Source organism: Pseudoalteromonas sp. SG45-2, assembly GCF_014164115.1.
GTDB classification, from domain to species: Bacteria; Pseudomonadota; Gammaproteobacteria; order Enterobacterales; family Alteromonadaceae; genus Pseudoalteromonas; species Pseudoalteromonas distincta.
The window spans coordinates 100,898-119,927 of sequence record NZ_JACJEO010000005.1 but is presented as its reverse complement, the minus strand read 5'-3'; the positions used below and the strand labels follow the sequence as shown (position 1 = coordinate 119,927).

The window sequence follows — 19,030 nt, the reverse complement described above, 5'->3', positions numbered from 1 at the left end:
ATGAGCAACAATACATAATCAATTTGAGGGAATAAATTCGGCGCTAACTGCGTTAAACATTTTTGAGATACGACTGCATGGATGCAGGGGCAATTAATAATAACAACTAAATAACGAAACCTTTGCTCTGTTATCCACTCGATTTATTGTCTTAAATAGAGCACTTAATTGAGCCAATTAGTATTATTTTGTTAGTTTTAAAATAGCCATTGACCTATGTGTTGCACCTAGGTTTATTATGAAGCTATTGAAACACGACGGAGCTAAATTATGTATGTTAAACAACTTGCCAAGTTAATGGGCGTGACTGCAGATACTGTTCGTCATTACACACGAATTGGGTTACTTAACCCAATACGCAGTGAAAAAAATGGTTATCAAGAATATACAAAGCAAGACCAGCAGCGTTTAAAGTTTATTATTAGCTCTCGTCAACTTGGTTTTTCACTCAAAGATATTCAACACATTATAGGCGAGTCTGAGCAGGGGAATTGTCCTTGTCCGTTAACGCGTAAACTCATTACTAAACGCCTAGAAGAAACCGAAGCACTATTTCAAGAAACATTAAAATTACGAAACAGAATGCATGCAGCTCTGGCGCAATGGGATACATCAGCCGATGGTGCAAATGCCAGTGACGTGTGTAGTTTAATAGAATCTTTTGTTGATCCAATAAACGATTCTGCAAATAAGGAGCAGCGTAATGACGACTAATCCAAAAGACACCGCGCAAAACTTTATTATTGAAGGCGCTAATTGCGGCAGTTGTGTGGCTAAAATTGAAAAAGCCCTTAATAGCGTGCAAGGCGCGCAAAATGTAGAAATGAACTTTGCACAGCGTACTGTCCGTGTAGAAGGTAAAGCCCGCGAAAGCACGCTTATTAAAGCAGTCGAAAACATTGGTTATTCAGCTAAGCCAATGAGTAACGAGTCTGATCAAGATGCACTTGATGAAAAAGCAAAATCGGATGAGGCACATTACAAAAAGCTAATGCGTAATATGATATTAGCGTTAGGAGTCGGTGCACCGTTAATGATATACGGGCTTATTTTTGATATGAGTGTGACCACCGACACACAACGAATAGCCTGGTTTTTAGTGGGTATAGTCACGCTTGTGGTTATGGCTATATCAGGTAAGCAATTTTACAACGGTGCTTGGCAGGCATTTAAAAACCATGCTGCCAATATGGATACATTAATAGCGCTTGGTACAGGTACTGCGTGGTTGTATTCAATGTTCGTAGTAATAGCACCAAACTTATTACCACAAGTCGCAAGACACGTATATTTTGAAGCATCATCGATGATCATCGGTTTAATTAGTTTAGGGCTCGCTTTTGAAGTAAAAGCACGTGGGCGCACCTCACAAGCAATTAAACGCTTAATTGGCCTGCAACCAAAAACTGCACGCGTTATTCGCGATGGTCAAGAGCAAGACATCGACATTAGTGATGTTGTAAAAAATGATGAAGTACGCGTACGCCCGGGTGAAAAAATCCCTGTGGATGGCGATGTTATTGAAGGCAGCAGTACGGTTGATGAGTCAATGCTTACTGGTGAGCCAATGGCTGTAAGCAAAAAAACGGGCGACAAAGTCGTTGCCGGAAGTATTAATAAAAGTGGCACTTTATTATTTAAAGCCACGCACATTGGTAGCGAAACCACACTTGCCAATATTATCAATATGGTAAAGCGTGCACAAAACTCAAAGCCATCAATAGGGCGCTTAGCTGATGTTATATCAGGAATATTTGTACCAACAGTCATGATTATTGCGGTGCTTGCAGGCCTTGCATGGTTAAACTTTGGACCTGAGCCATCAATTGCTTATGCCGTTGTTGCGGTTACCACTGTACTTATTATTGCTTGTCCTTGTGCGCTAGGACTCGCAACCCCTATGTCGGTTATGGTGGGTATTGGTAAAGCTGCAGAGTCAGGAATATTAATTCGAAATGGTGAGTCGCTGCAAACAACATCTAAAATCACAACCATGATTTTAGATAAAACAGGCACAATTACTCAAGGCACACCGCAAGTTACCGATGTAGTTACCTTTAATAACAGTGATGAAAATACAGTAATGCAACTTGTTGCAAGCCTTGAAAGTAGCTCAGAGCATCCACTGGCCCAAGCAATTACGGCATACGTTAAAAAGCAGGGCTTAGCTTTGAGTAAAGTAGCCGACTTTAGTGCAATTACAGGTAAAGGTGTCACTGGCAGTGTTGACGGGCAAACATTGTTGTTTGGCAATAAAGCGCTAATGGATAAATACAACGTGGCCGTTGATGATGCAACCGAGCAAGCTCAAACACTTGCCAGTGATGCTAAAACGCCCATGTATTTTGCAAGTAATAATAAGCTCCACGCTACTATTGCAGTAGCCGATCCAATTAAAGAGGATTCAGTTGAAGCTATTAAACGCCTGCAAGATAAAGGTATCCACCTAGTTATGCTAACAGGTGACAACAAAGCCACTGCACAAGCCGTTGCTAAACAAGTTGGTATTGATGACTTTATTGCAGAAGTAATGCCCGATGATAAAGTAAACGAAGTAACAAAACGCCAAGCAAATGGTGAAATAGTGGGTATGACAGGTGATGGTATTAACGATGCTCCCGCACTTGCACAAGCCGACGTAGGATTTGCAATTGGTACAGGTACCGATGTTGCAATAGAAAGTGCAGACATTACCTTAATGCGTGGTTCGTTACATGGTCTCGCTGATGCAATTGCAGTGAGTAATGCAACTATTTCAAATATTAAACAAAACCTATTTGGTGCCTTTATTTATAACGTGGCGGGTATTCCGATTGCAGCCGGCGTGTTGTATCCATTTTTTGGCATCCTACTTAACCCTGTTGTTGCTGGTGCAGCTATGGCACTTTCATCGCTTACAGTGGTAAGTAACGCTAATCGCTTACGTTTTTTCAAACCAAATAAATCGTAATTTAAGCTAAGGAGTACATTATGTTGATGATTAATATAGGTGGTGCACTGTTCATAGCTGCAATTATTTATTGGTTTTGGCTATACAAACCAGAGCAAACACAAAGTGATGACAACAAAGTAACGATAGTCGTTGATAACGGTGTTTATAAGCCAGGACACATTAAAGTGGCAGCCAACAAAGAGGTTGTACTTACTTTTGATAGAAAAGACAGCGCGCCGTGCGCCGAAACAGTGGTATTTCCACAGCTTGATATAAGTAAAACGCTGGCAATGGGTGATGGCAATACGGTTAAACTACCTGCGCTTGAAGCCGGTGAGTATGACTTTCATTGCCAAATGCAAATGTACAAAGGCAAGCTAGTTGCAGAGTAGTCTGAACTAAGTAGGTGTTGGGGTCGTATAATTACCTTATATAAGCTGTATAAATAGATGAGTAGGAGTCGTTATACTAAATGAATAAACTAAACCCTAAAAAATTATTGAATAGTAAATGGACCGCAACACCTGCTATAAATAAAGAAAAACACTTCATTATTGTTGAGGTGGAATTTGATGAAGACGGCAATGTAATTGAATGTATTACCGAGGCTGTTATGTCAAAAAATCAATATCCAATTAGTTGGCGAGATTTAAAAGATAACCAAAAGTGGCTGCAAGGGTGGAAGTAGTTTAAGTCTATATAATTTACCTCACTCCAACAGCTGGCACACGATGTAGGTTTGCTTAACTCAAGCGAACCTATGCTTTACAGCGCATTAAATTATGAGTTTAATGCTACAACTTAGCTTTAGCATTGAAACCTTCCTAAATAAATTCGCCATTTGGCAACAAAACAGTTAATTTCAAAATATCTTTCCAAAATTTTTATAATAAATTTCAAAAACAATATAACTTACTGATTATAAATAAATTAATTATTCAGTAGCCGCAAATAAATCCTATGTAATTTCCATGTTCATATTCAGTTTATTTTGAAGGCTAACCTAAACGCCCCCTTATTGGCTTTTTAGCAAAAGTGTGTCTTTTTAATTAAACTTAACCAATTGATTTATAATGGTTTATTATTTTTAGTTAAATGGCTGTTGCTAAATAGCAACAATAACACCTCCCCAAATTAAGCTTTTCTCGCTTTATATCATTTAACTCATTGTTTTTAAGTAATAAATAAAAAGTGGCACCGAAGTTGTAATACCTAGGTTGTAATACCTAGAGTGTATTAAGCAAAACGTGATGAAAGCCAAAGGCCTTAATCGCAACAACCCAATGAAGGAATACTATTATGAAAACATTTCAATCAACATTAGTACTAATGGCGCTAGCTTCTTCATCAGCGGCTTTTGCAGCAACAGATTTTGATACGCTAGACGTAGATGGTAATGGCGCAATCAGCCAAGCCGAAGCTTCAGTGGATGCTGAGCTTTTAAGCAAATTTGAAGAACTCGATACTAACCAAGATGGTGAGCTATCTGAAGATGAGTTTTCTAAGGCCTAAACTTAAAGCCTTAAGTAGTTAATGCTCTGTGATGTTATCTAAATTCTGAGTTGCCAAAGACAACCTAAGTAGGCAAGGGAGCCTACTAAAAAGAATAACCAGGAAGTGACTAGAGAGCACTATAGAGCAAATTTATTTAGGACACCGCATACTTTTGAAGGATTAAATTATGAAAAAGCTACAATCAACATTTGTACTTATGGCTATTGTTTCTTCGTCAGTAGTATTTGCAAACACAGACTTTGAAACACGCGATGCAGACGACAACGCTTCAATTAGTCGCTCTGAAGAATCGGTGCAAGTGATAGAGCAATTTGACGAGCTGAATGTTCAAAGTAGCGGTGGTCCGACAGAAAATGATTTTTTTGAATATTAATTTATAGACACTTTACTCCTAAAGGATCTTTGAAAAGGACTTCTTACCCCTAATCAGGCTCAAAGCCTAAGGAAACGATTATGAAAACATTACACAAAACTTTAGCTCTTGTAGCCCTAGCTTCTTCTTCAGCGGCGTTTGCTGCGGTAGATTTTGATTCTTTTGATACAGATGGCGACGGCGTAATTAGCAAAACAGAAGCCCAAGTAAACTCGCAACTAGTACAGCTTTTTGATCAATTAGATACAGATGGAAATGGCGAGTTATCTAAAGAAGAGTTTTCGAAGGTTCAGTAATAAGCTCTATGTAGAACCTTACCAGTCATACTCACAAAGCAGCTAAGTAATTAATACTTAGCTGCTTTTTTGTGCATTTAATTTAATATATTACTATTTAGTCACCAAAGTAGTGCAAAACTTGAGTTTGAATAGTGTCAAGTTACTGATTGTTAAGTTATTTTATTGTTGGTTTTAAACTTGCAAATCTATTTATAACTTAGGTTAATGAGTATTTAAAATGGCGCGAATGAGTTATATCAGTAGTGTTGAGCGCTACCACGAATATGAGCATGTAATACACAGTTTACTTGAATCTATTTTAATGAGTATTGAGGACGGATTAACTAAAGAACGTGATACTCGCTATCTGATTAAGCAGTACCCATTTTTAGAATTACAATATTGTTTAAATGCAGAAGGTTTGCAGCAGGGTAATAACGTCTGCTTTAAACGCGCATACAGCAAAAAATTAGGTGAAAGTGGTAATCAACAAGATTTAAGTGAGCGACCCTATTTTTTGAACGCTAAAGCAAGTGATAAAGTGTGCTTTACTGATCCCTATATTTCTATAGCGACTAACCATTTATGTATATCGGCGATTAAAGAGCTAAAGAAACCAATTAATAATCAACATTACTTGGTTGTTGATGTGAGCTTAACGCAGCTTATTGAGTTTGTAATGGGTGATACTGCGCGCGCTAATATGTCGCCTTACTTCAAGGCGGGTTACGGTATTATTGTGGCGTGCTTATTTTGCTTAGTATTATTTTTACTAAATATCGTTTTTAGTGATATATACGCTCTATTAACTCATGTAGATACCTCATCAGACCCACTTGAACCCTTTAGTATCATTATTTACATCACCCTAGCATTAGCAGTATTCGATTTAGGTAAAACAATACTCGAAGAAGAAATCCTGATGCATAAGGATATTTTTAGGCACTCGTCTACGCGGCGCACTATTACACGGTTTATCTCTACTGTGTTGATTGCTATATCAATTGAGGCGCTGTTAACTATGTTTAAAGCGGCGTTGGGGCAATCGGAATATTTAATGCCTGCCATAGCGATGATGCTGGCAGTGGTAGGGCTTTTAATTGCACTGGCTATTTATGTTTATTTAGGGGCAAAGGCCGAAACGCTATTAATGCGCGCTCGTTTAAAACAAAAATCCTCCAAGTAGGAGGATTTTTATATTACATAACTATTTAATAGCTATTTATTGCTTATCTTGCGCGCGTTTGGCTTTAAAGTCAGACTCGCTCGTCCACTTTGGCCAATCGCCATTATTTGCAAGCTGTGTGGCTATATCAACAATAAGATTTATATCTTGCTTAACACCACCTAACGACCAACCAGCTGAGTAGTCGTCTGCTTCTTTATGGTATTTATGCGCAATGTACTCAGGGTCGGTATCACCCAGACTCATAAATAATAAACTAGGCACGCCTTGCTTAGAAAGCGAGAAATGATCTGATCTAAAAAACAAACCATTTTGCGGGCGAGGATCCATTTTAACAACACGGCCTTGTGATTTTGCAGCCTTTGCTAAATAGTTTTCCATTGTCGATAAATCTTTACCGTATTGTAAAATGTAGTCAGTGCCATCAAGCACGTTCATGCCATCAATATTTAATAAACCGACCATTTGTTTTGTAGGTACAACCGCACCCGATGCAAACTCTTCAGAACCAATTAACCCTGTTTCTTCTGCTGTAAAGTTAGCAAAAATAATTGAGCGTTTAAATGGTTTTTGCTTGTTCATTTTGCTCATTATACGTGCTATTTCAAGCGTGGCTGCAGTGCCTGAAGCGTTATCTACTGCGCCATTATAAATCTTAGGGCCAGTATCAGTTTGTTTAGTACCAAAGTGGTCCCAGTGAGCGCTAATAACAACGTATTCGTCAGGTGATTCGCTACCTGTAATTTGTGCAACTATGTTATGCGATTTTGCATGTGATACTTCGTTTTTAAAGGCAAGGTTTGCTTTTAAGTTAAGTGGCGTCGCTTTAAAGTCGTCATTTAATGCTGCTTGTTTTAAATCTTGATAGTTAAGCTTTGCGGCGTTAAACATTCGCTCGGTCGCATCAAGTGTTAGCCAGCCCATAACCGGTAATTTAGACGCGTTTAAATTGTTATCCATTAACGTGTATTTAGTGCCGGTGTTTGAACTTTCAACTACGCCCCAAGGATATGCCGCAGGCGCGGTTTCATGAACAATAAATACAGCCTTTGCACCTTGGCGAGCGGCTTCTTCATATTTATAAGTCCAACGACCGTAGTAGGTCATTGCATTACCAGTAAAAAGGGCGTCGTTTTGAGTAGCAAAGCCTGGATCGTTAACTAGCACAACCACAGTTTTACCAGTTACATCGATATTTTTATAGTCATTCCAGTTATATTCTGGTGCATTAATACCATAGCCAACAAATATAACGTCAGAATTGCGTACATCAATTAATGGCTGAAGTTGCTCGGTACGTGCGGTAAAGTCTTTACCTGATTCAAAGCTTAAATCACCTACCTTTAACTGCATATCCTGATTAGCTGTCACCATTGCCATTTTTACAGGCTGTAAGTATTTACCTTTATAAGCACCGGTTAAACCCAGCGCTTTATATTGCTCGCTTAAGTAGCCTACGGTTTTTACTTCACCATGAGTAAGCGGGCCTCGGCCTTCAAAGTCATCAGAGGCTAGCGTTTTAATATGCTGTTTAATATTGCTAAGGCTTACACCTGCTGTATTTTCTAATGGAGTTTGTTCGCTTGCAGGCTCTGAGCAGCCAAAGAGTGCAACTAGCAAGCTTAGGCTAGCGCTTTTTAAAAGAGTAGATGCCATAGTCTTCATATTGTTATTTAATTAGGCTTTCAATATAAAGGAAGCACCGCAGCGATGTCGAATTTTTATAGAGAACTTTTCATTCAATTGCAGATTGATATTATAAGGCGTATAAATAACGAACAATCTAAAGGAGCACATAATGGGTCAATGTAAAAAAGTGGGTATTTATAGCTAGTGGCATTGCATTTTTTACTGCTGCAATATTAGCTGAGCAGGAGACATTTTTTGTGCTGTCTGCTTCTTTTATAATACTGGGCACTATAAGTATAAAAAAGCGATTTAATAACCGCTTAGTTTTTTTAGCTAAATATAAAGCTTAAATACAATACTTGGCACTAAAAGCAAAAAACCAGCATTAGCTGGTTTTTTTGCATAGGTTGCAGTTAGCTTTATGCGTCTGCAAGTTTTACGCGGATCTTACTTTTATCAACAGTAGATTGGTTAAGTGCAGTAATTGCGCTTTTACTTTCTATGTCGTTTGGCATTTCTACAAAGGCAAAACCTTTAGATTGGCCAGTTTCTTTATCAAGTACCAAGTTACAAGTAGTCACTTTACCGTGCTCTGCAAATAAAGTACGAAGCTCATGCTCAGTGGTAGCACGAGACAAGTTACGAACTAATAGTTTCATAATGAACCTAAATAATTATGTCAGTATTAATTATCTCAAGTAACTCAGGTTTAACCTAATTTTATTTTAAAACAAATATAAATAAACACTCTATAGAAATATTTTTATGTATCACTTTGAAAATAATAGATTTTATAATTAAATTTAAAATATCAGTAAATTGGTAATATTAATTGGTAATTGAATTGTGGTTATTTGTACAATAAATTGGTAAATTCATATTTAATTAACTTACTATTAACCACAGAACTACTCATGTCTAAATATACCCTTAAACCCTGTAATACAGTTACAGCTATACTTCTATCTTGTTTAGTTACTGGTTGTGGCAGCTCAGGCTCTGATCCTACGGTGCAAAATAATGAAGCGATTTCTTCACAAACTCCTGCAACAATTGGTGGTAACACTCTAGGTGAAGTTATTAGCGATAGTAATGATGCAATAACAGGCTCGTTAACTATTACGGATCAACAATCAGGTGAAGCTGCTTTTGTAGCACAAGAAAATAGCGCAACAAGCTATGGTTTTTTTAGCTTAAATGCTGATGGAGATTGGTCATACACACTTGACGATTTAAACGCTTCAATAACATCTTTAAGTGAAGGTGAAACACTACAAGATACAATAACAGTAAACTCTGTAGATGGTACCAGCGCACAAATTATCATAACAATTGTAGGTGCACCAATAGCTCAAGCTGATGGCTTTGAGAAAATATCACACGTTTTATTGCGATCAGATGGCGTTAATTCGGGGCTTGACGCATACACGCTTATTGAAAATGCCTTCGGCGAAGGGTCAATTGAATCTCCAGACTTATATGCTGGCAATCATGAAAGTGTTGTCCATATTATCGAAGATACCGATACGATAATTGGCAACCATTTTGTATTTTTAGCCCACCGAGATGATGACCAAGATAAAGACAAAGGTGCAAGTGATAGACAACGTAACGAAATAAAAACCTACGATAAATCACCACAAGAAACACTGGCGTTTGAGGGGGAGACATTTCAATATAGCTGGAAATTTAAAGTAAGCAGCGAGCTTGAGCTTACGAGTAAGTTTAGCCATTTTTTTCAAATAAAAGCTCGAAATGACAGCAACGATAATACTAATGGTAATGACGACCAGCCTATTATCACACTCTCAGGAGCACAAAAAAACAGTACAGGCAATCAACTGCAAGTGCGATATAGTGCAGGCTTTGATGAAAACGGTAACAGCACAGGGCTAGATAAAAACCTCATTGAAACCGACTGGTCACTCATTACAGATGAATGGGTCAAGGTATTTGTACAAGCTACATTTAGTGAAAACGGTAAGTTTGATATGACGTTAACGCGCTTAAGCGATAATGCAGAGATATTTAATATAAGCGAGCAAAACATAGATATGTGGCGCGGCTTTAGTGATGCTGATTTTGCTCGTCCTAAGTGGGGAATTTACCGCTCGATTGTTGAAACCGACAGCCTTCGCGCTGATGAAGAACGTGTTAGGTTTGCTGATTTTTCTATTACAAAAGGTAAGATAGCGCAGTAAGCTATTTTATCAATTAGCATGAAAAAGCCGTTAATAATTATGCATCATTAACGGCTTTTTTAATTTTTTGATAAAAGTGATTATTTCACTTCTTTACCCGCTGCTTGTTGATCAGCATGGTAGCTTGAACGTACAAACGGGCCAGAAGCCGCGTGAGTAAAGCCAATTTCGTCTGCATACGCTTTTAAGCCGTCAAACTCTACTGGTGGCACGTAGCGCTTAACCGGTAAGTGATGCTTGGAAGGTTGTAGGTACTGGCCTACAGTTAGCATGTCAACGTTGTGAGCACGTAAATCGCGAAGTACTTCTTCAATTTCGCTAATTTCTTCACCTAAACCAACCATTAAGCCTGATTTAGTTTTTACTTCTGGGTGAGCTTCTTTAAAGCGACGAAGTAATTCTAAAGACCATTTATAGTCAGCACCTGGACGAGCTAGTTTGTATAAACGTGGCGCAGTTTCAAGATTGTGGTTAAACACATCTGGTGGCGTCTCGATTAGTATCTCTAGTGCGCGGTCCATTCGGCCACGAAAATCAGGTACTAAAATTTCGATAGTAATAGTTGGATTATGTTTACGAATCTCGCGAATACAATCGGCAAAATGCTGTGCACCACCATCACGTAAATCATCACGGTCAACTGAAGTGATTACAACGTAGCTTAGCTTCATATCTTTAATAGTAAGTGCTAGCTTTTCAGGTTCAGTGGCATCAGGTTTTAATGGGCGACCGTGAGCAACATCACAAAATGGGCAACGACGAGTACAAATAGCACCTAAAATCATAAAGGTAGCTGTACCGTGGTTAAAACATTCAGATAGGTTAGGGCACGAAGCTTCTTCACATACCGAGTGTAAGCCATGCTTACGTAGCGCTTTTTTAATACCGTCAATACGATCGGTTGATTTAGGTAAGCGAATTTTTAACCATTCTGGCTTACGCAACATTTCAGTTTTTTCTGTAGGTAAAACTTTTACTGGGATCAACGCCATTTTTTCTGCGTCGCGTAGTTTTACACCTGGTTCCATTTTGACTGGTTTATTCATTCGTTTTCAAACCCTTCAGTATGCTTAACCTGTGTTGCATTAAGCTTCTTGATCATGTGTTTCACCAATCCTTCACCCGCACTTTCTAGGTTTTGAGGACCATCTAATTCTTTAGTTTGCACCATATTCATGCCCGCATAACCACATGGGTTAATGCGTAAAAATGGACTTAGGTCCATGTTAACATTTAATGCTAAGCCATGAAACGAACAACCACGACGAACCCTTAAACCAAGGGATGCAATTTTACTGTCATTAACGTATACACCTGGTGCATCAGCTTTAGCATAAGCTTCAATACCATACTCGGCGAGTGATTCAATAATGCACTCTTCAAGCCACGTAACCAGTTCACGTACACCAATCTTTAAACGACGTAGATTAAATAATACATACATCATTTGCTGGCCTGGGCCGTGGTAAGTTACTTGCCCGCCACGGTCAACTTTAATCACCTCAATGTCGCCAGGAGCTAGTAAGTGTTCGTCCTTACCAGCCTGACCTTGGGTGAATACACTCTCGTGCTCTACAAGCCAAATTTCATCTGGCGTATTTTCATCACGGGTGTCGGTAAAGTCCTGCATTTTTTGCCAAATTGGCATATAACGCTGACGACCCAGTTGGCGTACGATCAAAGTGTTTTCGTTCACAACAAATCTCAACTATGGATTAAAGCATGTGGCGTACGTCATCAATATTGCTGATCACGTTGTAAATTTCTTCAATGTGTTTGCCACTAGTAACTGTTGCTACAAGGCTTACTGACTCGTAATTACCTTTGCTGCTTGGTTTTACTTTAGGGGCGTAATCGCCAGGTGCTATTGGTTGTAACTTAGCTAAAATTTGATCAGTTAAGTTTACGTTAGCTAAACCCATTATTCTGAATGTAAATGGGCAAGGGTACTCTAGGTACTCATCAAATTTAGTATCTTTAACAGGTTGAACCACGACGGTGACTCCTCATACAAAAGTGTGGACTCTATGCAAGCTTGAAGCTTAATACAGATAGGCAATTAGCAGTCTTGCTTATATGGGGCGTATTCTAACATTTTTCAAGCAAAAAAAAACGCCTCACAGTGGAGACGTTTAAATTAGTTACCTAGTTAATAGGGGAGATATAAATTACTGCATGATCTGTAAGCGTAAGTAATCATAAATTTTGCTAAAGAAGCTGCCTTCTTCCACTTCTTCAAGTGTAACTAGTGGGTATTGAGCAATATCTTCGCCCTCTAGTTGTAAGAATAACGTACCTACTTTAGTACCTTTAGCAAGTGGTGCTTCAAGCGTATTATCTAGCTCAAAGTTAGCTTTAAGGTTTTTATGCTGACCACGTGGGATAGTAATTGGTGTATCTTCTAAAATACCTAAAGATACGTTCTCTTTGTTACCCATCCAAATACGTTGTTCTGCAAAGCTATCGCCTGCTTTGTACGGAGTAATTGTTTCATAAAAACGAAAACCATAGTTAAGTAGCTTTTTACTTTCTACTTTACGAGCTCGTTCGCTTGAGGTACCCATAACAACAGCAATTAAACGCATATCGTTTTTAGTAGCGGAGGTAACTAGGCTGTAACCAGCTTCTGATGTATGCCCTGTTTTAATGCCGTCAACATCTAAGCTTTCATCCCATAATAATGAGTTACGGTTATATTGCTTAATGCCGTTATAAGTAAATGACTTTTGCTTATAAAGTGCATATTCATCTGGCACATCACGAATAAGAGCAGCACCAAGTGTCGCCATATCGCGTGGAGTTGTGAAGTGCTCGTCAGTATCAAGGCCGTGGCTGTTGATAAAGTGACTGTTGCTCATACCTAATTTAGCAGCATGGGCATTCATTAAATCAGCAAATGCGCTTTCGCTTCCAGCAATATGCTCAGCCATTGCTACACATGCATCATTACCTGATTGAATAATAATACCGTGGTTAAGCTCATCAACACTAATTTGTTTACCTACTTCAATAAACATCTTTGAAGATTCTGGAAAGTTTTTAGCCCATGCTTTTTCGCTTACCGTTACCATATCGGTAGTGGCAATATTACCTGCTTTAATTTCAGTACCAATTACATAACTGGTCATCATTTTAGTTAAACTTGCAGGTGCTAGCTGTGTATCGGCTTCACCTTCAGCAATAACTTTACCAGTTGTAAAGTCGACTAAAAAATAACCTTTCGCATTAACTTGAGGTGGTGCCGGAATAATTTGGGCGCTGGCTGAGAATACGGCGGCTGTACAAACTAGGCCGCATACACCTTTGAGGATTTTATGTTTAATAGATTTCATCATACTCATTAATGGTTAAAGTTAAAGATTCGCGTTACGCCATTCTATACCCAAACTACCCCGAGATGCGAGTTTCAGTTGGAGTTAAAAACGATTTAGGCAAGGCATTGATTGCAAATAATAGTTACTCTATTGTTCAAATCAATAACGCAGTATAAATCGTTTTTAAACCAACCCTTAGGGCGTTTCACTGGAGCTTACTCTCTGTGTTGTTACTTTTTAAAAGGGATTACCATTCCTACAAAGTAACGCCTAGATATTAAGCCCCAGTGCAACGCTGAATTCTGCATCTTGGGATAGTTTGGGTATTAGTCTTACTGAGTGTAAAGCAAGAACGCGTTTTGAAATTGATTTTCTTTTAATTTTTTTAATACTTCGTTTGCATGAGGGGTATCTTTTATTGGCCCTAAATGCAGTCTGTAAATATCGTCTTTTTGCACAATATTTGTTGGTAATTTGTATTGCTCTCGCAATGTGCTGGCAAGTGCTTCAATATTAGTAAGTGTACTACCTGCAGCTACCTGAATATAGGTTTGACGCGCAGTTGCGCCCGCAAGCTTAACGGCCTCTAGCTTAACCTTTGCTGTACCATGGGTGTAGTAGCCAAGCTTATAAGCGGCTGCGTACGAAAGATCAATTATTCTATCGTCATGAAATGGGCCACGGTCGTTCACGCGTACGATTACCGATTTACCATTTGCTGTATTGGTTACTTTAACAAAGCTAGGTAGTGGCAGCGTTTTATGCGCTGCGGTCATGGCAAACATATCATACGTTTCACCATTTGAGGTGTGATAACCATGAAATTTACGACCATACCAAGAGGCAATGCCTTCCTCACTATAACCCGTCTCATCAAGCATGGGCGAATAGCTTTTACCAAGCACTGTGTATGGGCGGCTAGCGCTAGCACTTTTAGTGGTTTCGGTAACTATAGCGTCTTGCATCTCAAGTGTAGTTGGAGCTCTTAATGGCGCTGCATCATGACGCATACTATAACGGCTACTTGGCCCACTACTACAAGCACTTAAAAGTAAAATTAATAATGTAGTAAATATAAACTGATTCGTGTGTCGCATTATTTTAAAAGCATCCTTTTATCTGTCGCGATTGACATAATAATGCCAAATCCTGCCATTAACGTCACCATTGATGTACCACCATAACTAATCAGTGGTAAAGGTACGCCTACAACAGGTAATAAACCCGATACCATGCCTATGTTTACGAATACATATACAAAAAAGGTGAGGGTGAGTGCGCCTGCGAGCAATTTACCAAATGCATCTTGTGCATTAACAGCAATGTATAAACCACGACCAATAATAAATAAGTACAGGCTAAGTAAAACACATACGCCGAATAAGCCAAATTCTTCGCTTAAAACCGAAAATATAAAGTCGGTGTGGCGCTCTGGCAAAAACTCTAATTGCGATTGTGTACCAAGCAACCAGCCTTTACCTTCTATGCCGCCTGATCCAATAGCAATTTTCGATTGAATAATATGATAACCCGAACCAAGCGGATCGCTCTCAGGATCTAAAAAGGTGAGTACACGTTGTTTTTGATAATCGTGCATACCGTAGTGCCAAAATGGCCATGCAGCAAGCGCTACAATCGAGCTTAAAAACCCTATTAAACGCCAACTCAACCCAGACAAAAATAATACAAATATACCTGAGCTTGCAATAAGTATAGCGGTACCTAAATCGGGTTGTTCTTTAATTAATAATGTAGGGAGCATTACAATCATAAAACCAATAATTAAATGTAGCGGGCGAGGTGGTAAGTGATTTCTACCTATATACCAAGCTACCATCATCGGGACTGCCAACTTCATTAATTCTGCAGGTTGAAACCGTGTCACCCCTAAATTGAGCCAACGCTGCGCGCCTTTTGAGCTTACTCCAAATAAAAGTACACCGACTAGCATTAATAACCCAACACAATAAAGTGGGATCACTAACCGCTTTAACGTGGCAGGCGAAAACTGGGCTAAAACAATCATAGCAACAATCGCACCGCCCATGCGGGTCATATGCCTAATCATCATAGAAGACTCTTGCCCGCTTGCGCTGTAAACAACCATTATGCTGCCAGCCATCATTATAAGTAGTGCAATAAGCAGCGGTAGGTCGAGGTGCATACGCATCCAAATAGAGCGTTTATCGTGCAAAGCGGTCATGGTGTCTCGTTCCTTGCAAGATTAACAGGGTTGGCTGCAAAGTAGTAATCCATAAGTTGGCGAGCTATTTGAATGCCGCCGTGGTTGTTTTCTAATACAACAGAAACCACAATTTTAGGATCGCTATAAGGTGCAAAGCCTACATAAATTGTATTATCGCGTTGGCGTTCTTTAAGAGATTCTGCATCGTAACGCTCACCTTGGGCAATACTAACTACTTGCGCGGTACCGGTTTTACCAGCCGAGTCGTAGTTAGTCCCTTTAAATGCTTTGTGGGCTGTGCCTGATATTTTTTGTACTGTATTATGCATTGCATCTAACGATACCTGCCAATGGCGCGGATCTTTTAAAATAACAGGGGGTTTTTCTTCGTTGTTAATTTGCGTTATGTCGTTATCTTTTTTTATTACTTGCACCAAATGAGGTGGATGATTAATACCACGATTAACTAATATGTTAGTTGCATTTGCAATTTGAATAGGTGTGGCAGTCCAGTAACCTTGGCCAATGCCTACCGAAATAGTATCACCGCGCCACCAAGACTCTTTAAAGCGTCCTTCTTTCCATTCTTTTGAAGGTAGAATAGCAGTAGTTTCTTCGTGAATATCAATACCTGACAAATCACCGTAGCCAAAACGGGCCATAAAATCGCTTATTTTAGTAATGCCTAATCGATAAGCCGCATCGTAAAAATAGGTATCACACGACTCTTCAATCGCTTTATATACATCTACATGACCATGGCCCCAACGTTTCCAATCTCGCCATTTATGTTCAACATTTGGAATTTGAAAAAAGCCAGGATCCCACATTGATGTTGACTCATTTACTATATTTTCTTCAAGCGCTAATACTGCCATTAAAGGCTTTACAGTAGAGGCCGGCGCATAACGACCTTGCGTAGTACGGTTTATTAATGGCCGGTCTTGGTTAAGCAGCGCTTTATAATTTTTGCTGCTAATGCCGTGTACAAATAAGTTTGGATCGTAACTTGGGTTTGAATAAAGTGCCAGCACGCCGCCATCTTTGGCGTCCATAACTACAACAGCGCCACGCATATCTTTAAGCGCATGTTGTGCTATTTGTTGCAAGCCCACGTCTAAAGTAAGTACTAGGTCGCTACCAGGTTGCGGTTGGGTCATGCTCAGGGTGCGTATTACACGGCCACGGTTATTAACTTCTACCCGTTGTGAGCCTACTTTACCGTGCAGTGTTTCTTCGTAATATTTTTCTATGCCGAGTTTGCCAATGTCGTGCGTAGCGCGGTAATTGGTTGCACGGTCTTCTTGTTCTAATTGGTTTAGCTCTTTTCTATTAAGCTTGGCAACGTAACCGAGCGCATGCGTTAGTGTGTCGCCAAATGGGTAGTAGCGTGCAAGGCGTGCCTCAATGCTAAAACCAGGGAATTTATGTTGATTAACCGAAAATTTCGCCACTTCTGTTTCGTCTAAGCGAGCTTTTAATACTTGTGATTTAAAACGACGGGTGTGTTTTATATCTTTTAAGAAGTCTTGTTTGTCTTGCTCTGTAATCGCAATTATTTTACTTATTTGATCAAGCGATTCGTCAAGGTCGTCTACCTCTTCGGGGATGACCTCAAGGTTGTAAACAGGTTTGTTTTCAGCAAGTAGCACACCGTTACGGTCGTAAATTAAACCACGGTTGGGTGCAATAGGAATAACTTTAATACGATTATCGTTGGAGCGGGTTTGGTAGTCTTGGTGATCTTCGACCTGAATAGTATAAAGATTAGAAAGCAATACTGCGACTAATCCTAATACAAAAACAAAACCCACGAATGCTCGCCTAGCAAATAAGTTTGCTTCTGCGGAGTGGTCACGAATAGTGGGTCTATGTTTTAGCATGGCAAGGGGTTACTCGCGATGATAAGGATGGTTGTTATTTAAGCTCCAGCCTCGGTAAAGGCTCTCTGCAACAATTATACGCACCAAAGGATGCGGCAATGTTAGATTAGATAACGACCATTTTTGCTCAGACGCTGCAATACACTCTGGAGCAAGTCCTTCAGGTCCGCCAATAAGTAAACTTACATCGCGGCCATCGAGTTGCCATTTTTCCATATTTTTAGCAAGTTGGTGAGTATCGAGTGCTTTCCCTGTTACCTCTAACGTTACAATACGATTGCCTTTTGGAATAGCCGCTAATGTTTTTTCACCTTCAATGTGTAAAATACGCTTTATATCTGCATTTTTACCACGTTTACCGGCTGGAATTTCGATTAACTCTAGCGCCATATCCTTAGGGAAACGGCGCTGATATTCTGCAAATCCCGTTTCTACCCATGCTGGCATTTTAGTACCAACAGCAATCATTTGTATTTTCACGTATTACTTCCAAGCATTGTCTAAAATGAGTGAGCGTTTAGCCCCACAGTTTTTCTAGATCGTAATAGCTACGTGCTTCGTTTTGCATCACGTGTACAACCACATCACCTAAATCAACCAGTGCCCATTCGCCGTCGCCTTCACCTTCATAACCTAGTGGCTCTGAATCTGCATGACGCGCTTCTTTTGCTAAGTGATCGGCAATTGACTGTACGTGGCGTTTAGAAGTACCAGAACAAATTACCATGTAATCTGTAATATCTGATGTTTCAGTTACGTCAATATGAACGATGTCACGCGCTTTCATATCGTCAATTTTGTCCATAGCAAAGGCGAGTAGTTGTTTTGAATCCAAGGTTTTGTCTCAATTTAAAAATTTAATGGCGCGCATTTTAACACGCTAGGAGTTTTTAAGCATCAATTTGATAGAGCTGATGCACTTCTATGTAATGACTCACTGCATCGGGCAATAGTTCATTCTTTTTATTACTTTTTTTTAGCTGCTTGCGAATTGTACTTGAGGCCGCATCGAGCATTTCGCCCGGTAAAAAATAAAGTTTACCTGCAAGTGAGTGTTTAAGTGCCGCTACTTCGCCAGTATTTGCGTGTTGCATATAGCTTTTGAGCTCACCTTTTACAGTGCAATGTTGAGCTGGGCGCTGGTACACCACAATATGGCAAAGCTGTGTTATTGCCTTCCACTCAAACCACTTATCGAGATTGTTAAACGAGTCCATACCAATTAAAAATAAAATAGGTGTAGTGGGGTGCTCTTTACGAAGTTCTTGCAAACTAAGTAGCGAATACGATGGACCAGCTCGGTTAAGCTCTCTTAAATCGAGTTCAAAATGAGGATAAGGTGCAATAGCTGCGTTTAGCATATTAATACGGTGCTGCGTACTAATTCCCGGAGCTGCTTTATGTGCAGGGAGTGCACAGGGCATAAAATAAAGCGTATCTAAATTAAACGCATTAACGCATTGCTGCGCCATATTTAGATGGCCTAAATGGACGGGGTCGAAAGTGCCACCAAAAATTGCGATCATTTAACACC

Annotated in this window: 21 protein-coding genes; 9 read left to right on the top strand and 12 right to left on the bottom strand. The window is 39.5% G+C overall.

Going from position 1 to position 19,030, the window contains the following annotated elements; translation table 11 throughout:
- Positions 1-270 precede the first annotated feature (270 nt).
- The 8 genes from H5116_RS04855 (at position 271) to H5116_RS04820 (ending at position 6,284) form a co-directional block, all read left to right on the top strand.
- On the top strand, positions 271-714 hold the full coding sequence (locus H5116_RS04855; protein ID WP_182715658.1) for a MerR family transcriptional regulator: 444 nt from the start codon (positions 271-273) through the stop codon (positions 712-714).
- The gene (locus H5116_RS04850) at positions 704-2,950 is read left to right on the top strand and encodes a heavy metal translocating P-type ATPase (protein WP_182715657.1); all 2,247 of its coding nucleotides are present in this window, start codon (positions 704-706) and stop codon (positions 2,948-2,950) included. Before H5116_RS04855 ends, H5116_RS04850 begins: the two co-directional genes overlap by 11 nt.
- Positions 2,951-2,970: 20 nt before the next feature.
- Entirely contained in the window at positions 2,971-3,324 is a 354-nt protein-coding gene (locus tag H5116_RS04845) for a cupredoxin domain-containing protein (RefSeq protein ID WP_182715656.1), read from the top strand.
- Between the two features lie 80 nt (positions 3,325-3,404).
- Entirely contained in the window at positions 3,405-3,620 is a 216-nt protein-coding gene (locus H5116_RS04840; protein ID WP_002958506.1) for a TIGR02450 family Trp-rich protein, read from the top strand.
- 611 nt (positions 3,621-4,231) lie between these two features.
- Positions 4,232-4,444: a calmodulin gene (locus H5116_RS04835; protein ID WP_007585535.1), complete on the top strand. Its 213-nt coding sequence runs from the start codon at positions 4,232-4,234 to the stop codon at positions 4,442-4,444.
- Positions 4,445-4,613: 169 nt separating this feature from the next.
- Entirely contained in the window at positions 4,614-4,820 is a 207-nt protein-coding gene (locus H5116_RS04830) for a hypothetical protein (protein ID WP_007585537.1), read from the top strand.
- An 80-nt stretch (positions 4,821-4,900) separates the two neighbouring features.
- Positions 4,901-5,116, top strand: coding sequence for an EF-hand domain-containing protein (locus tag H5116_RS04825; RefSeq protein WP_024597051.1), 216 nt, complete (start codon positions 4,901-4,903; stop codon positions 5,114-5,116).
- A gap of 220 nt (positions 5,117-5,336) precedes the next feature.
- A complete protein-coding gene (locus H5116_RS04820; protein WP_024603579.1) occupies positions 5,337-6,284 on the top strand; it encodes a PDC sensor domain-containing protein in 948 nt (315 codons plus the stop codon).
- Positions 6,285-6,320: 36 nt separating this feature from the next.
- Here the strand turns inward: H5116_RS04820 and H5116_RS04815 are convergent, their stop codons facing one another.
- Complete coding sequence (locus tag H5116_RS04815; RefSeq protein ID WP_182715655.1) at positions 6,321-7,940, bottom strand: M28 family metallopeptidase; 1,620 nt, start codon at positions 7,938-7,940, stop codon at positions 6,321-6,323.
- A 392-nt stretch (positions 7,941-8,332) separates the two neighbouring features.
- Positions 8,333-8,572, bottom strand: a complete 240-nt coding sequence (locus H5116_RS04810) for an RNA-binding protein (protein ID WP_002958513.1) — start codon at positions 8,570-8,572, stop codon at positions 8,333-8,335.
- A 255-nt stretch (positions 8,573-8,827) separates the two neighbouring features.
- On the opposite strand from H5116_RS04810, the gene H5116_RS04805 reads away from it, so the two are divergent.
- The gene (locus tag H5116_RS04805) at positions 8,828-10,114 is read left to right on the top strand and encodes a VCBS domain-containing protein (RefSeq protein WP_182715654.1); all 1,287 of its coding nucleotides are present in this window, start codon (positions 8,828-8,830) and stop codon (positions 10,112-10,114) included.
- Positions 10,115-10,194: 80 nt separating this feature from the next.
- Here the strand turns inward: H5116_RS04805 and lipA are convergent, their stop codons facing one another.
- From lipA to nadD, 10 genes are all read right to left on the bottom strand, one after another.
- Positions 10,195-11,160 carry a lipoyl synthase gene (gene lipA / locus H5116_RS04800; RefSeq protein ID WP_002958515.1) on the bottom strand — a complete coding sequence of 322 codons (966 nt, stop codon included), beginning with the start codon at positions 11,158-11,160 and terminating at the stop codon, positions 10,195-10,197.
- Positions 11,157-11,810, bottom strand: a complete 654-nt coding sequence (gene lipB / locus H5116_RS04795; RefSeq protein WP_010554695.1) for a lipoyl(octanoyl) transferase LipB — start codon at positions 11,808-11,810, stop codon at positions 11,157-11,159. Before lipB ends, lipA begins: the two co-directional genes overlap by 4 nt.
- A 19-nt stretch (positions 11,811-11,829) precedes the next feature.
- Positions 11,830-12,108 carry a DUF493 family protein YbeD gene (gene ybeD, locus H5116_RS04790; RefSeq protein WP_002958517.1) on the bottom strand — a complete coding sequence of 93 codons (279 nt, stop codon included), beginning with the start codon at positions 12,106-12,108 and terminating at the stop codon, positions 11,830-11,832.
- A gap of 174 nt (positions 12,109-12,282) precedes the next feature.
- A complete protein-coding gene (locus H5116_RS04785) occupies positions 12,283-13,446 on the bottom strand; it encodes a serine hydrolase (RefSeq protein WP_002958518.1) in 1,164 nt (387 codons plus the stop codon).
- 314 nt (positions 13,447-13,760) lie between these two features.
- On the bottom strand, positions 13,761-14,525 hold the full coding sequence (locus H5116_RS04780; RefSeq protein WP_182715653.1) for a septal ring lytic transglycosylase RlpA family protein: 765 nt from the start codon (positions 14,523-14,525) through the stop codon (positions 13,761-13,763).
- Entirely contained in the window at positions 14,525-15,631 is a 1,107-nt protein-coding gene (rodA, locus tag H5116_RS04775) for a rod shape-determining protein RodA (RefSeq protein ID WP_002958520.1), read from the bottom strand. The genes H5116_RS04780 and rodA overlap by 1 nt, the downstream gene beginning before the upstream one ends.
- On the bottom strand, positions 15,628-17,496 hold the full coding sequence (mrdA, locus tag H5116_RS04770; RefSeq protein ID WP_033020633.1) for a penicillin-binding protein 2: 1,869 nt from the start codon (positions 17,494-17,496) through the stop codon (positions 15,628-15,630). Before mrdA ends, rodA begins: the two co-directional genes overlap by 4 nt.
- 9 nt (positions 17,497-17,505) lie before the next feature.
- The gene (rlmH, locus tag H5116_RS04765; protein ID WP_002958522.1) at positions 17,506-17,976 is read right to left on the bottom strand and encodes a 23S rRNA (pseudouridine(1915)-N(3))-methyltransferase RlmH; all 471 of its coding nucleotides are present in this window, start codon (positions 17,974-17,976) and stop codon (positions 17,506-17,508) included.
- A gap of 37 nt (positions 17,977-18,013) precedes the next feature.
- Positions 18,014-18,331, bottom strand: coding sequence for a ribosome silencing factor (gene rsfS / locus H5116_RS04760; RefSeq protein ID WP_002958523.1), 318 nt, complete (start codon positions 18,329-18,331; stop codon positions 18,014-18,016).
- A gap of 55 nt (positions 18,332-18,386) precedes the next feature.
- The gene (gene nadD, locus H5116_RS04755; RefSeq protein ID WP_182715652.1) at positions 18,387-19,022 is read right to left on the bottom strand and encodes a nicotinate-nucleotide adenylyltransferase; all 636 of its coding nucleotides are present in this window, start codon (positions 19,020-19,022) and stop codon (positions 18,387-18,389) included.
- Between the last annotated feature and the right edge of the window lie 8 nt (positions 19,023-19,030).

Excerpts from the sequence above, each read along its gene's own strand:
- H5116_RS04855 (WP_182715658.1), top strand. The coding sequence starts at position 271 with ATGTATGTTAAACAACTTGCCAAGTTAATGGGCGTGACTGCAGATACT.
- H5116_RS04850 (WP_182715657.1), top strand. The coding sequence starts at position 704 with ATGACGACTAATCCAAAAGACACCGCGCAAAACTTTATTATTGAAGGC.
- H5116_RS04845 (WP_182715656.1), top strand. The coding sequence starts at position 2,971 with ATGTTGATGATTAATATAGGTGGTGCACTGTTCATAGCTGCAATTATT.
- H5116_RS04840 (WP_002958506.1), top strand. The coding sequence starts at position 3,405 with ATGAATAAACTAAACCCTAAAAAATTATTGAATAGTAAATGGACCGCA.
- H5116_RS04835 (WP_007585535.1), top strand. The coding sequence starts at position 4,232 with ATGAAAACATTTCAATCAACATTAGTACTAATGGCGCTAGCTTCTTCA.
- H5116_RS04830 (WP_007585537.1), top strand. The coding sequence starts at position 4,614 with ATGAAAAAGCTACAATCAACATTTGTACTTATGGCTATTGTTTCTTCG.
- H5116_RS04825 (WP_024597051.1), top strand. The coding sequence starts at position 4,901 with ATGAAAACATTACACAAAACTTTAGCTCTTGTAGCCCTAGCTTCTTCT.
- H5116_RS04820 (WP_024603579.1), top strand. The coding sequence starts at position 5,337 with ATGGCGCGAATGAGTTATATCAGTAGTGTTGAGCGCTACCACGAATAT.
- H5116_RS04815 (WP_182715655.1), bottom strand. The coding sequence starts at position 7,940 with ATGGCATCTACTCTTTTAAAAAGCGCTAGCCTAAGCTTGCTAGTTGCA.
- H5116_RS04810 (WP_002958513.1), bottom strand. The coding sequence starts at position 8,572 with ATGAAACTATTAGTTCGTAACTTGTCTCGTGCTACCACTGAGCATGAG.
- H5116_RS04805 (WP_182715654.1), top strand. The coding sequence starts at position 8,828 with ATGTCTAAATATACCCTTAAACCCTGTAATACAGTTACAGCTATACTT.
- lipA (WP_002958515.1), bottom strand. The coding sequence starts at position 11,160 with ATGAATAAACCAGTCAAAATGGAACCAGGTGTAAAACTACGCGACGCA.
- H5116_RS04785 (WP_002958518.1), bottom strand. The coding sequence starts at position 13,446 with ATGAAATCTATTAAACATAAAATCCTCAAAGGTGTATGCGGCCTAGTT.
- H5116_RS04780 (WP_182715653.1), bottom strand. The coding sequence starts at position 14,525 with ATGCGACACACGAATCAGTTTATATTTACTACATTATTAATTTTACTT.
- rodA (WP_002958520.1), bottom strand. The coding sequence starts at position 15,631 with ATGACCGCTTTGCACGATAAACGCTCTATTTGGATGCGTATGCACCTC.
- mrdA (WP_033020633.1), bottom strand. The coding sequence starts at position 17,496 with ATGCTAAAACATAGACCCACTATTCGTGACCACTCCGCAGAAGCAAAC.
- nadD (WP_182715652.1), bottom strand. The coding sequence starts at position 19,022 with ATGATCGCAATTTTTGGTGGCACTTTCGACCCCGTCCATTTAGGCCAT.